At 57.8% G+C, this 12053-nt stretch carries 14 protein-coding genes and 2 pseudogenes; 3 read left to right on the top strand and 13 right to left on the bottom strand.

The window, feature by feature from the left end:
* Positions 1 to 75 precede the first annotated feature (75 nt).
* On the bottom strand, positions 76 to 216 hold the full coding sequence (locus ACRQ5Q_RS42850; RefSeq protein ID WP_439400296.1) for a hypothetical protein: 141 nt from the start codon (positions 214 to 216) through the stop codon (positions 76 to 78).
* 170 nt (positions 217 to 386) lie between these two features.
* Between ACRQ5Q_RS42850 and ACRQ5Q_RS42845 the strand changes: the two genes are divergently transcribed.
* Entirely contained in the window at positions 387 to 1934 is a 1548-nt protein-coding gene (locus ACRQ5Q_RS42845; RefSeq protein ID WP_439400295.1) for a winged helix-turn-helix domain-containing protein, read from the top strand.
* Positions 1935 to 2058: 124 nt separating this feature from the next.
* Here the strand turns inward: ACRQ5Q_RS42845 and ACRQ5Q_RS42840 are convergent, their stop codons facing one another.
* The 4 genes and pseudogenes from ACRQ5Q_RS42840 to ACRQ5Q_RS42825 form a co-directional block, all read right to left on the bottom strand.
* On the bottom strand, positions 2059 to 2808 hold the full coding sequence (locus ACRQ5Q_RS42840; protein WP_439400294.1) for a hypothetical protein: 750 nt from the start codon (positions 2806 to 2808) through the stop codon (positions 2059 to 2061).
* 79 nt (positions 2809 to 2887) lie between these two features.
* Entirely contained in the window at positions 2888 to 3865 is a 978-nt protein-coding gene (locus ACRQ5Q_RS42835; protein WP_439400293.1) for an NADPH:quinone oxidoreductase family protein, read from the bottom strand.
* Positions 3866 to 3925: 60 nt separating this feature from the next.
* Positions 3926 to 4309: a hypothetical protein gene (locus tag ACRQ5Q_RS42830; RefSeq protein ID WP_439400292.1), complete on the bottom strand. Its 384-nt coding sequence runs from the start codon at positions 4307 to 4309 to the stop codon at positions 3926 to 3928.
* Positions 4310 to 4435: 126 nt separating this feature from the next.
* Positions 4436 to 4735, bottom strand: a pseudogene (locus tag ACRQ5Q_RS42825) (SOS response-associated peptidase family protein); the annotation flags it as partial.
* A 244-nt stretch (positions 4736 to 4979) separates the two neighbouring features.
* Here ACRQ5Q_RS42825 and ACRQ5Q_RS42820 point away from each other — a divergent pair.
* Complete coding sequence (locus ACRQ5Q_RS42820; protein WP_439400291.1) at positions 4980 to 6134, top strand: MFS transporter; 1155 nt, start codon at positions 4980 to 4982, stop codon at positions 6132 to 6134.
* 138 nt (positions 6135 to 6272) lie between these two features.
* Entirely contained in the window at positions 6273 to 6728 is a 456-nt protein-coding gene (locus tag ACRQ5Q_RS42815) for a hypothetical protein (RefSeq protein WP_439400290.1), read from the top strand.
* A 65-nt stretch (positions 6729 to 6793) separates the two neighbouring features.
* On the opposite strand, the gene ACRQ5Q_RS42810 is transcribed toward ACRQ5Q_RS42815, so the two are convergent.
* The 8 genes and pseudogenes from ACRQ5Q_RS42810 to ACRQ5Q_RS42775 all read right to left on the bottom strand — a co-directional run bounded on the left by ACRQ5Q_RS42810 (position 6794) and on the right by ACRQ5Q_RS42775 (position 12020).
* Positions 6794 to 7243 (bottom strand): hypothetical protein, encoded by a 450-nt coding sequence (locus tag ACRQ5Q_RS42810; RefSeq protein ID WP_439400289.1) that lies wholly within the window; start codon positions 7241 to 7243, stop codon positions 6794 to 6796.
* Between the two features lie 38 nt (positions 7244 to 7281).
* Entirely contained in the window at positions 7282 to 7488 is a 207-nt protein-coding gene (locus tag ACRQ5Q_RS42805; protein ID WP_439400288.1) for a hypothetical protein, read from the bottom strand.
* 12 nt (positions 7489 to 7500) lie between these two features.
* Positions 7501 to 8649: a calcium-binding protein gene (locus tag ACRQ5Q_RS42800; protein WP_439400287.1), complete on the bottom strand. Its 1149-nt coding sequence runs from the start codon at positions 8647 to 8649 to the stop codon at positions 7501 to 7503.
* Between the two features lie 2 nt (positions 8650 to 8651).
* On the bottom strand, positions 8652 to 8936 hold the full coding sequence (locus ACRQ5Q_RS42795) for a hypothetical protein (protein ID WP_439400286.1): 285 nt from the start codon (positions 8934 to 8936) through the stop codon (positions 8652 to 8654).
* Positions 8937 to 9318: 382 nt separating this feature from the next.
* Positions 9319 to 9489 (bottom strand): annotated as a pseudogene (locus tag ACRQ5Q_RS42790) (DNA ligase); the annotation flags it as partial.
* Between the two features lie 253 nt (positions 9490 to 9742).
* The gene (locus ACRQ5Q_RS42785) at positions 9743 to 11080 is read right to left on the bottom strand and encodes a hypothetical protein (protein WP_439400285.1); all 1338 of its coding nucleotides are present in this window, start codon (positions 11078 to 11080) and stop codon (positions 9743 to 9745) included.
* An 87-nt stretch (positions 11081 to 11167) separates the two neighbouring features.
* Positions 11168 to 11476, bottom strand: a complete 309-nt coding sequence (locus ACRQ5Q_RS42780; RefSeq protein WP_439400284.1) for a hypothetical protein — start codon at positions 11474 to 11476, stop codon at positions 11168 to 11170.
* A 391-nt stretch (positions 11477 to 11867) separates the two neighbouring features.
* On the bottom strand, positions 11868 to 12020 hold the full coding sequence (locus ACRQ5Q_RS42775; protein ID WP_439400283.1) for a hypothetical protein: 153 nt from the start codon (positions 12018 to 12020) through the stop codon (positions 11868 to 11870).
* Between the last annotated feature and the right edge of the window lie 33 nt (positions 12021 to 12053).

Here is a 12053-nt window from a genome sequence, read left to right as displayed (position 1 = left end):
GGTCGATACCTCGGTGCGAGGCGACGTAATCGATCTCGCCGCGCGTGGTGCCGATATCCATCAGCTCCATGTCGCTCAAGTTGGACAGGTGGTGCGCAGTTTTTGGCACTCGCGGCGCTCCTGAAAGGCATCCCAATATTTCCAGATGACGCTGGCGACATGCCGGGCCGATCCGGATGTCCGTTCCAGCCACGTTGTGCTGTGCGTCGTGCTCATTGCGGTGTCTCCCGGGACGGTGTTCCTTCCGCCGGCGCGAGGGTGCTGCGAGAACGGCGGGCACGCTTGATCAACCGCTTACATTTTCCTCACCGGCAGCTTATTCTTGCCACGTCCAGCGCGGCTAAAGCCCGGTTATCGGGGAGCTCTCGTCCAAGGAGTTTCGCGTCTTGCGCTATCTTTTCGAGGAGTACGCATTCGACACTGAGCGGCGCGAGCTGCATCGCGGGGCGGACGTTGTCTCCGTCGCGCCACAGGTGTTCGATCTGCTCGAATACCTGATCCGCAACAGGGAGCGCGTCGTCACTAAAGACGACCTCATCGATGCCATTTGGAACGGGCGCAGCGTTTCGGATGCGGCACTTACGACCCGGCTCAATGTCGCCCGAAGCGCAATCGGCGATTCCGGGGAGGAACAGCGCCTGATCAAGACGTTACCGCGCAAGGGCTTCCGTTTCATCGGACCGGTGCACGAGACGCGAGAAGTTGCGGGCCCGGATCCGGGCGATGCGCCCGAGGGCGCTCTTGCGCTCCCCGACAAGCCCTCCATCGCGGTATTGCCGTTCGATAACATGAGCGGCGATCCCGAGCAGGAATATTTTGCGGACGGAATGGTTGAGGAGATCATCACCGCGCTCTCGCGGTTCAAATCGTTGTTCGTGATCGCTCGTAATTCTAGCTTCACCTTCAAAGGCCGAGCCGTCGATATTAAGGAAGTCGGGCGCAGACTGGGCGTGCGCTACGTCCTTGAGGGGTCGGTGCGCAAGGCGTCAGGCAAAGTTCGCATCACTGGGCAGTTGGTTGATGCGGTGACAGGCGCGCACATTTGGGTGGACAGGTTCGAGCGCGACCTGACTGACATTTTCGTTCTTCAGGACGAAGTCACAGTTGCGGTCGTCTCAGCCATTCACCCGAAATTACTTCAAACAGAACTTGCGGAGGCGGCGCGGCGACGACCGAAGAACCTCACCGCGTATGATCTCTATCTTCGAGCCGCGCAACATTACTACCCAATGACCCGCGAAGGGGTGGCCGAGGCGATCAGGCTGGCTCGTCGGGCTTTGGAGCTAGATCCCCGGTTCGGCGTTGTCGCTGCTCTGGCAGGTGTCTGTCACATGAACAACGTCTTTTTTGGCTATGCTGACGATCCTAATTTCGAGCGCGAGGAAGCAATCCGGCTTTCTCGCTATGCATTGAGCGTGGACGATGATGATCCAGACGCGTTAGCAATGGCTGCCGCAACCTCGGCGTTCATGGTCAGCGATAGTGAACGTGAGATCGAAATGGTAGAGCGGGCGGTCAACCTCAATCCAAATTCACATCATGCATGGAATGGCCGAGGTTGGGTCTATATAATTGCAGTTCAGCCGGAGGAAGCGCTCCGCAGCTTTGAACGTGCTATCCGCTTGAGCCCGGTAGACCCGCTGCTATACCGGCCGTTTACTGGGATGGGGGTGGCCTTAATTGAGCTTCGGCGCTTTGACGAGGCAATCGTCGCTGGAAAGAAGGCCCTTCGTCAGAACCCCTATTCGTCGGCTTACCGCTGTCTCGCCGCCGCTTTCGCCCATCTCGGACGCGACGCAGAGGCGCGTGAGTGGGCGGCGCATGTGCTTAAAGTCGATCCCGCCTTTACAATATCTGCGTGGATCGCCCGGGGCGGGCAATCACGCTGGAAGCTGTATACCGAGGGTCTTCGCAAAGCTGGGTTGCCCGAATAGGCTCGGTTCGCGGGTGCCGACGAGGTGATCGAACAGAAACCCTTGTTGCTGCGGTGCATGAGGCTCAAAGGTGACATCGGCATTGCGTGCATGTGGATGGTCCGGCCTGCGGAGCCGCGGCTTTCTATTTCAATCCGAGCTGCACCTGCCGATCAACGACAATCCAGATGGCGCGGCCGACTGCGAGCAAGTTCTCCTCTTCACCAAAGAGCGCAGCTTCGGCGACAAGACGGCGGCCTTCGCTACCAATTTTCCAGGATGTCACCACGCATCGTTCGCCCGGTCGCGGACGCCGATCGATGCGCACAGAAAGGCGGCCGAGCAAGATCGGCAAAACAGTGAAGTTTCGGGTTTCGGGATCGAACTGGGATACATAGCCAGTCGGACAGTCCAGCGCCGACCACACGAACTCAGGCGCAACCAGCCCATCGTCGGAAGCGAGAGAGGCGTCAGGCCTCCAAGGTACAGCAAATACTCCGCTGCGGCCTTGCAGCAGCGGCCCCGCGAAAAGCCGTAGCCCGTCACCGGGCGCTCGCTCGGGCCCGCAAACGAAGCACATTGGTAGCAGATGGTCATGGGGTTTGAGTGGAGTTCGTTTCTCAGCCTCAACAGCCTCAGCATAGGTCGCGCACTCAAGGCGACTGACGTCGAGCGTCACGGCCCGGCCGATTGCTATTGCCGCGGTGCCTTGGCGCAGCTCCCACTCGCCTGTCTCGAGCTCCACAATATCCAGCTCTGTCTCCAAGGGAGGTGGAGCGCGTAGGGTTACTTCCGAGGCACCGGAAATTCGCCGTGCAAGCATCCCACACACATAGCCGCCGTTGCCGGAATTCGGCGGACCACGAAAGCGGCGAGGGATGGTCAGCGTCTGCATATCAATCCACCTTCCCGGGCCATGCCTTTGATTGGGCCGCTGATGACCTCAACTTAACATCGATCGTCGTAGGATCGGATCATCTCACCTGAAGTACAATTCTACCTGCGACCGATCGGTTTTCGATCGCACTCATCGCCTCGGCCGCTTGCTCCAAGGGCAGCACACGATCGACGTGAGGGCGCAGCTTACCTTCACTGATCCATTGCAAGATCTTGTCCGCGGCGCGTGAGCTCTCATCCGGAAAGCGGTCCGCCCAGGCGCCGGTGAACACACCGACGACGGAATAATTCTTCAGGAGGGGAAGATTCATCGGGAGAGAGGGCACCTCTCCGCCAGCGAAGCCGATCGGCAACAGCCTTCCGTTCCATCGTACGAGGCGAGCCAGTATCTGGAACAAGGCGCCACCTACATTGTCCACGCAGACGTCGATTCCTTCACCCGCGGTAAGCGCCTTGATCCGGTCACGCACGTCCTCGCTGGAATAATTGATGACTGCTTCGGCGCCGTAGTCGCGGACGATAGCTGTCTTTGCGGCGGCGCCGACAGCACCGATGACGCGTGCACCGAGCATGTGGGCAAGCTCGACGCAGGCAAGACCCACGCCGCCGGCCGCACCCGTCACCAAAACAGTCTCGCCGGATTGAAGGCGGGCGCGATCCACCAGTGTGTAATAGGCCGTCAGATAAACATGCAATACGGTCGAGCCCACGCCAAAATCAACGTTATCGGGCAGGCGGCTTGTTCGGCTGGCCTTTGCGGTCATTCGTTCTGCGAAGCCGCCATACCAGTTTTCGCAGGTCACGCGGTCGCCTGGGCGAAATCGATCGACCTCGCTGCCCACCGCGACCACCACTCCGGCAGCGTCCGTTCCTGGCACATAAGGAAGGGGCGGCCGCATTTGGTAGCCACCCGAGACCATCAGATAGTCCATGTAGCTCACCGAGGCCGCATGCACCTCTATCAGGACCTCGTCAGGCCCCGGCTGCGGCTCTGTCGTATCGCCCACTGTTAGCGATTTGATCCCGTCGAACGCCGAGCAAAGTACGGCACGCATTCTCGCCTCCCGGACAAGAGACCGACCCTCTTCTTATGTCCTCCTGACCACAATGTACGTTCAAATCAACTGCGGGCCGACACTCAACTGGCGCCCCTTGGCTCGCAAACATATCGCGTGGCTCTGGCTCATATTAACAAACCCCAAGACGCCGGTCCGAGCTTCTTCTAACGCGTAGACACCGTCCTTGGTGAGCACTCGGGGGGAAGTGTCGCCGATTGACTCCAGAAATTCGCGCAATTCTGTGACAGCTCCGTCTGGAGACGCTCCGGGAGGAGGTTCGTGCGTGGCCAATTCGAAAGCTCGCTCCCGCGCGTGCGGATCGGCCCGGTCCTGCATCCAACCTTGCTCTTCGCACTCCCGGATAGCGCCGGCTTCCTGCAGCACGGAAATGGCCCATCCACGAAGGGTCCTTATGGCAGGTCGTTCCTTCGTCATCAGCATCGCGTTGGCTCCTGGCGGGCGAATCCTTACGCCCACGTGCTCGTTCCGGGCGGTTAGCACGGGCAGGGATTCGCAATCGGCAGAGCTGCGGATTGTCCACCTGTTCCGCACCGCCTGTGCAGAATGCTATGCTTGCGGCGAGGGGTCTTCCTTCTCGCCAGTCGCGACGATCTTCAACGTGCCGTCCGGCAATGGTCGCTGCAGCGCCTTGGCTTCATCCCATGGTGCCCGCATCCACACATCGTACTCCTCGGTCGTGGTCAGGATTACCGGCATGGCCTTGGGATGCACGCGCTTCACCTCGGCGTTGGGCTCGCACGTCAGGAACCCGAAAACCTCGACGTTGAGCTCGCCTTCCTTTGCCTTGCGAGCGCTCGTCCAGTTCGTCCAGATGCCGGCGAAGGCGGCGAGGGGACGAGATTCATCGAGCCGAGGGGGCAGTTTTCCATGGCGCGCGACACACGACTGACCTACGGTACTCGCTTGGAGGCGCCCGGAGTGCTGCAGAACAGAGAAGCAGGCCGACAGTTCGTCAACAGGGCGTGCGGACCAACTTGATCCGACTGGTCTGTGCGGCCAAACTTCGCTGTCGGAGCCAGCTCCGAGTTGAATTGCGCCTTGGCTCAGCGTTCGCACGCCACGCGGGCTATAAACAACTGATAAGGCTCCTGTGCGCATTCCCGCACCAATCGCCTATATAGTCCTCTACGTCGCCCTCTACGCGGCGTTCGGCGCTGCATCTCCGTTCTGGCCAAAATTCTTCGAAACGAGAGCCCTGGCGTCTCCGCAGATCGGTCTGATCCTCGCTGCCGCAATGCTGACGCGGCTGGTTTCCGGACCGTTGGTCTCTAGGCTGGCGGATCAGCTCGGGTCATTGCGTCTCGTGCTCGCAGGCTGTGCTGCCGTGGCGGCCTCAGCAGCCGTCGCATTGCTCTGGGCTGATAGATTTTCGTGGTTGCTTCTTGTCGCGTTGGTTCAGGCTGCCGCTCTCGCCCCTACCACCTCGATCGCCGATGCATTATCGGTCAATACAGCGAGGCCTCGCTTCGGGGGAAGACCATTCGAGTACGGGTGGATACGGGGGGCTGCCTCCGCGGCTTTTGTCCTAGGAACACTGGCCGCCGGACAACTCGTCAGCCCAGCGGATCTCACGCCGGTTATCTGGATGAACGCTGTCTTCCTGATCGCCGCCACGGGCGCCACTTCATTGCTACCTGGGCAGGCCCGATCGAGGTCGCCGTCGTTCGCTGTGTCAGGGCTGAAAGCCCTGATGAGCGAGTCGCAGTTTCGCATCATGATTATCGCATCGGCTTTGATCTACGGCAGTCACGCAGTGCACGATGCATTTGCAGTGATCAGGTGGAGCGATGCGGACATCAGCACTTCGGCGATTAGCTTTTTGTGGTCGGAAGCGGTGGTCGCTGAGGTGTTGGTGTTCATGCTGGTCGGTCCAGCACTCCTGGAAAGGTTTGGCGTGCGCGGCGCAGCTATCTTGGCGGCTACGGCTGGAATCGTCCGCTGGTCCGTAGCGGGCGTGACCACCTCCGTGTTGCTGCTCTCGCTGATACAGCCATTGCATGGATTAACGTTCGCTCTGCTCCATCTCGCTTGCATGCGGATGATGGGAACGCTGGTCGCAGCAAGCGTCGCCGCAACTGCGCAAGCTCTCTATGCGTTCGGCTCGGGATTATTAACGGCAGTACTGACCTTATTGTCCGGCGCACTGTATGCTTCCTATGCCGGCGCGGCGTTCTTTCCCATGGCGGCGCTCTGCATCATCGCGCTCCCATTCGCCTGGTTTGGCTTCGCCAATGGGAGCGACTGATACTTCGGTCGAGCAAACGGGGGCAGGGGCCGCCGGTCTACGCTCCGCCGAAAGCGCATCCGGGCTGCATCCCCTGTCTCGCGGTCGGTCACTTGGCAGTCGGACGAGATCCTGTGCGAACGCTCGATTTAGCCTTTGGTGGACATCCAATATATTGGGGCGACCGTCTCCTTTGGTCACCGATGCTTTCGGGAACGTCTACGCGAAATAATTCTTTGCTGGTCGGGCGGCGGAGTGCATGCTGCTCGACGGTCAACCTGCTGTGCTGCTGACGACCTTCGCCAGGCGCGTGAGCTGGCGCTGCTCATTTGCAAGAGCGAGGAAGCCATTGAGAGCTTCTTGAAGCACTGCGATGTCGCCGCGCGCGATTTGTTGATGCCGTATGGCGATCTACTGATCGTGCTGTCCAGTTCGCTGCGCATCAAGCGAACGCTCGATGGAAGTGAGATTGATGAGATCATCTCTGACGTGGTGACGCGCAAGGCGATGGCGATTGAGAGGAAGCGGCGGACTCACTGGCGCAAGCGCGAGGATGAGGCAACCAGCTTTCGGGCTATGTGTGAGCCTCTAAGAGCCGTCACACAGCCCAGATAAAGCGACGTAATCCGCCGACGATTATTCAAGCCCTGGGGCCACACAAGATCATCATCCGCTAGGACCTAATTTTTCGATTTAAACACCTCGGCACACCACGCCTGCTGATCTTCGGGCTTTCCCACAAAAGCACACTCAAATGGACCGCCGGATATTCCGGCAAACTTTCCGGCCCCCTTGACGATGTTCTCGCCTGTTGCCTTACCGTCGGGCGTGGCCGTTATGGTAAACGTCCCTGTCAGTTGGTCCTCGCCGGTCCCCCAAGTGAGTTCGCCTTCGCCCTTACCGGTCTCTTGCACAAGCTTGTAGGTCCCGTATGCAGGCGCCTTGTGCAGAACCCCGCTACCGGCGTCGTTGAAGGTGACCCCCCACAGAGTGCCGTAGGCAACACCTTTGTCCACGCGTTCTTGGATCAGCTTCCAGCCGCTGTGGATTTTGATCGTGTCCGCATCGTCCGCCACTGCCGGCGTTCCGAAACCCGTGACTAACATCATGGCGAACAGGGTCTTACGCATCTTGGTGTCTCCCCTTGATTGTTGTGTCGTACTGATATCTACCGTCGCCAGTCTTTCAACGAGGCAACGTTCACCGCAATCGCCTGTGTGTCGATGCCGCCGTTGCCATCCGAGACCTGAACAGTCACGTCATAGAACCGTGAAATAAGCCAGTTGCCGCTTCCTCTTCGCAAAGGAATGCGCATCCGCACGCAAGGCGGTATTTCAGAAAGGCGCAACTTTTGAAGGACCTTCCGATCGCCCATTATGGCCACGAGCTACAGCAAAAAGTCCGAGGCGCTGAGATGGAGATTGGTGCCCGCCAATTCGATCAAAACGTCCGCAGTCGTATTGCCATTCACATCGGCCTGCACGAAGGTGTTCCCGCCGCTCTCGTACCAAGTCACGCTGTTAGCAACGGCGTCGCTGCTTTGACCGGCGAATGCAAATGCTTGGTTACCATTCTTGGCGACGTTTGCGTCAATGGCCCCTAAATCGATCTTGTCCGCGCCATGAACGAAATCTTGCACGATATCAAACGCGGCGGACGTACTGTCTGCGAGGGCGGAAAAGACAAAGCTGTCGGCTCCGGCCCCACCGGTCAGGTTATCCGCTTCCAGCCCACCGATTAGCTTATCGTTGCCGGCTCCTCCATCGAGTACGTCGTTTCCAGCAAGGCCGGATAGTGTGTTGTCTCCGCTATTGCCGGTGATGTTGTTGCCCAGAGAATTACCAGTCCCCTGGCTGCCGCTAGTAAGCGTCAGGTTCTCAAGGTTTGCACCCAGCGTAAAACTAATAGAGGACAGCACGGTGTCAGTGCCCTCGCCGGAATTTTCTATTACTACGTCAGCGGCGTTATCGACCACGTAGGTGTCGTTACCAGCACCGCCGGCCATCCTATCCTGCCCCGACCCGCCGTCGAGGTAGTCATTCCCTGCTAGGCCCTGAAGTATGTCGTTACCGGCCAGCCCGTACACGAAATGTGCCTCGCCCGTTACGGCGGTGAGTGTGTCTGCCTTGTTGGTACCAGTGATCTCAGCGTGAACGTGGGCAATTTCAACGTTGCCAGTGTATGGGACCCAAATCGGACTGAATGGGTCACCAACTGACTGTAGGTTAAACGATATAGTTGAAGGATGTGAACTTACGAGGCCGCTTGTATCTTCAAAGCCCAATTGTTGCCAGACGAAGCCTCCACCACTCCCGTCAAAGTTGAAGAAGAGCCCGCTGGTTGTCGCTGACAAGTCCGTCCCAAACAAAGAAAAAGACTGCGCTCCCGTAATCGTCCAGGTGTAGGAGCCATTAGTCAAAGTCAGGTTCGCATTCGTGATATCAGCTTGGGATAAAACGCCCAAAGTCCCATCCGTTTGAATCGATCCCTCGACCGTGCCGGTCCCAACCGAGAGGTCTACATCGTAAGTAGTCATGGTTACGCCCTCCCATTTAACTGACCCGTAGTGGAACGCGATGGAGAGTAACGGTCCGCCATCCTCGATTGCGCTGCAAGATTGTCGCAGTTCTCGCAGGCCGGGTTGGTGTTGACCTCCACTGCGTAGCTGCCGCCTTGCCCATCCAGGCTCAGCCCCTGACCAAACAAGCCTTGAGCAAAAGTCGCTCCGCCGTTCAACGCCAGGGTATTGCCGTTACCGGATGCATCGGTAGCGGTGTTGTCGAATGTCCAATATGCGAGCAAGCCGTCTGTGAGACCAGCCATGCGATCCTCCTCTCTCCGCAAAGGAATGCGCATACAAGCGCGGGTCCGATGGGCATTCAGAAAGGCGGAAGTTTCGAAGAGCCTGCCGATGGCACCAATGCTGCCACTTCGAAGAAACGGAGAGTTCGGTACGTCGCCGTTTTATGGACAGCAGATGGCAAGGAGTGCTTGCCTGTAGCGCCTATGCTCTCCCGGTTTTTGAGAAAGGCAATAATAACCGCATTGGGCATATTGTCGCGCCACTGTTCCGCTGATGAAACCGGAGTTTGACTTTCACAGAAGTCCGGCTCGACCTCGTGTGAAGAAACCCAATCATTATGCGGCGGTGCGGCTCTGGGCAGCTCGACCCGCTCTATTGAGATCAAGCCCAAGGTCGCCAATCGTCGTGCCCGCGCGAGTGAAGCGCGTTGAAATCTGAGACGCCATCGATGCCCAGCACGACCGCTTCGCCATCGAGCACGAATTGCTTCTGGCGGACCTTGCGCGCGGCCTCGACGATCCAGGGATAGCGGCCGGTTGAATTATGGCCGCCGCGCGTTATCAGACGCGCTCTAGGTGGAGGCGAAAGCCGTCGGTCTTAACCGATCAACGAACCTATATGGCTTTCCGAACGCCTTCGGGCCAAGATCGGACACTCTCATCAGACAGCGACTTTCAGAGCCTGATCGATCCCTTCAATAGCAGCGTCTAGGATACGGCATCTCTCAATCATCGCGATACCGAGATCGCTGTCCGGGTGTTGCTCTGTGACGTGTGCGGCATGCTGTCGGAGCTCTTCGTAGCTGGTTCGTTCCGCTCGTAGTTGCTCAATCAAACTGGCCATAGATTTGGTTCCTTGGTTGTTGTCCGATGTCTCCAATGGGACGCCCCACGTCTACTGCACAAACAATAGCGCATTGGATGGCTTCATCTTGATAGGCGCCGAATTCGGCCGGATCGTCTGAAACGGAAAGCGGGTCGTAATAGTACGCCGGTATAAGACGCACACGTTCCACATCTGACACCTGCGCTGCCACCGCTGTCGCAAGTCTCTCAATGAAACTGTCTGGGTCACGGATCGCTAGACACGCATCTGCGGGTTTTCCGTCGCTCTGGAAATCCCAAAATAAACGATAATCGTAGACGGAAGCACAGCACCAACAATAGTAGTCGCTGGTAGTAAACTCTATTTTCTGCCCCTCGCGATACCAACTCTTCGTCAGTTCGTCATCCTGACGCGCCGCGCCATCTGCAAGCGCGAAAGCGGACGCTGGTTTGACGAAAACTTCGCCCCGTTCATACAAGGCGCGCATATGTTCAGCCTTGCCAACTTTGAAGAGCATCTTTGGCTTGTTGAAATAGCTTTCCCGCGAATGCTGAGAGGCGTTCACCCACTCGGGCCGACGACACCAACTTTCGTCATCCAAGCGCCTGATCTTTTCCGGCGGGTTAGCGGATTGCTCACCATTAAGTAGTCCTCGAATTAGAAATTCCTCGCCCAATTCGGTATAGAGAAGCAGAAAGTCGATGTTGCGCGTCGGCGAATGCATTCCATTCCGCTTCGGCGTTAGCAAGGTGTACTTACCGTCGTCGCGAAGCGTCATTACGTTCGCCATTACGTCCTGCAAGCGTTGGCCTAATTCCTCTCTGGTGAGTGCCTGCATGTACCGATTTGCGCGGTAATGAAATCGCTGTATCTCAAGTACCGCTTCCAAACTGACTGGTCGAGGGAAACGCAAAACGCGCTCGGGCTTTCCGTCCTCTGCCTTTTTTCGAGGCGCGAACGAACTCAGCAACGTCGAAAGCTTCTCACGTAGCTTGACCGCTTCTTCCATTGGTATTGTTATGTCGGTCCACTCCACCGTGGCCGTGGCGCATTGAACTACAACGGTCGTGCCAACCGACACGATGGCATGCGCTTTGGTCAATTGCGCGAGTAACGGCATCGGCTCGTAAGTTACTGAATATTCGTCCGTGTTTAACGCGATTGAGTAAGGGAGTTTCGAAAGCCATTCACAGAGCCTCAACGCTTCCGCTATCGGCAAACTTAAGTCGCCGCGCTCCACCGTGTTCGTGGCGCATTGGACCACCAGGTCTTTGCCATCCAAAAATAAGCCGTGGACCTTAGTCAGGCGGGCCAATCGGGGCATCAACTCGTCCCTCATTGAAATGTCCTACTAGAAAAGCTGCGCGATGCCGCGCGTAGTCAGCGGCGCCATCCAGTTTTGACGTTTCGAGGGTGTTTTCTCACGCTAAGACTTCTTCAAGCCGTACACAGCTACATAGAGCCTTCCATCAGAAGTTTGCTCGACCTTGTAGGTGATCGGCACCGTCCAATCATACTTTTCTGCATCGCCCTTCAGTGTCGCGGCACGCGTTATTGCTCCTACCAGATTTTTATCGGCGGTGCGAACATCCTCAAGTTTGTAGCTGATTTCTTTCTGCACCCTCGCAAAAAAAGTCTCACGGTTAGCGGCCTCGGTTTTATCAGACTGTAGACGAGCAGCGCGATCCTCGGCACCATACTGAAGATCATACGCTTGTGCCCTGCCGAGTTCCATCGTTGCTTGAGTTACACGCTGCGACGCGTCGGTATTCGACCGAATGGAACTGCCATGCGCTCGCCGTGGATTTCGAGCGTGTCGCCGTCGATGATGCTAGGGCTCGCCGATTGGGTCCGAAAGCTGCGCCGGTACAAGCAACGAGCGACAAAGAGCGGCGGCGCAATATCGGAAGGCCGTTAGGCGCAAATCCAAATGATAGCCAGCGTTATCGGCAGGCTGATACCTAATGTGCCACCAATCATCAACGCGAACGCAGAAAGCAAATTCCCATCGGGTTGCGCTGCTCGGTCGTACATGGCCGTTACTCCATCGAGCTGCCCCGACAGCAGGCTGAACGGTTATGGTTAACGGAAGGTTAATTCCTCTTTTTCTTAGTGAATGCTATGGCTTATGCCGCCGCGCGATCCTCCTTGTGGGCGCCGCGCGCAACAATCATCGAGCCCGAGTAGTTCCGCAACGGTCGTTGCAACGCCTTCGCCTCATCCCATGGCGCGCGCATCCAGACATCGCGCTCCTTGTCGGTCATCTGGATCACGGGCATCGCGACGGCTTCACTCTTTAGCGCTACTTAATA

Origin of the sequence: Bradyrhizobium sp. PMVTL-01 (assembly GCF_051861855.1) — a bacterium.
Classification (GTDB): domain Bacteria; phylum Pseudomonadota; class Alphaproteobacteria; order Rhizobiales; family Xanthobacteraceae; genus Bradyrhizobium.
This window is presented reverse-complemented; position numbering and strand designations above follow the sequence as displayed.

Bases quoted from the DNA above. Each gene is read 5' to 3' on its own strand.
- ACRQ5Q_RS42850 (WP_439400296.1), bottom strand. From the start codon at position 216: ATGAGCACGACGCACAGCACAACGTGGCTGGAACGGACATCCGGATCG.
- ACRQ5Q_RS42840 (WP_439400294.1), bottom strand. From the start codon at position 2,808: ATGCAGACGCTGACCATCCCTCGCCGCTTTCGTGGTCCGCCGAATTCC.
- ACRQ5Q_RS42835 (WP_439400293.1), bottom strand. From the start codon at position 3,865: ATGCGTGCCGTACTTTGCTCGGCGTTCGACGGGATCAAATCGCTAACA.
- ACRQ5Q_RS42830 (WP_439400292.1), bottom strand. From the start codon at position 4,309: ATGCTGATGACGAAGGAACGACCTGCCATAAGGACCCTTCGTGGATGG.
- ACRQ5Q_RS42810 (WP_439400289.1), bottom strand. From the start codon at position 7,243: ATGCGTAAGACCCTGTTCGCCATGATGTTAGTCACGGGTTTCGGAACG.
- ACRQ5Q_RS42805 (WP_439400288.1), bottom strand. From the start codon at position 7,488: ATGGGCGATCGGAAGGTCCTTCAAAAGTTGCGCCTTTCTGAAATACCG.
- ACRQ5Q_RS42800 (WP_439400287.1), bottom strand. From the start codon at position 8,649: ATGACTACTTACGATGTAGACCTCTCGGTTGGGACCGGCACGGTCGAG.
- ACRQ5Q_RS42795 (WP_439400286.1), bottom strand. From the start codon at position 8,936: ATGGCTGGTCTCACAGACGGCTTGCTCGCATATTGGACATTCGACAAC.
- ACRQ5Q_RS42785 (WP_439400285.1), bottom strand. From the start codon at position 11,080: ATGAGGGACGAGTTGATGCCCCGATTGGCCCGCCTGACTAAGGTCCAC.
- ACRQ5Q_RS42780 (WP_439400284.1), bottom strand. From the start codon at position 11,476: ATGGAACTCGGCAGGGCACAAGCGTATGATCTTCAGTATGGTGCCGAG.
- ACRQ5Q_RS42775 (WP_439400283.1), bottom strand. From the start codon at position 12,020: ATGCCCGTGATCCAGATGACCGACAAGGAGCGCGATGTCTGGATGCGC.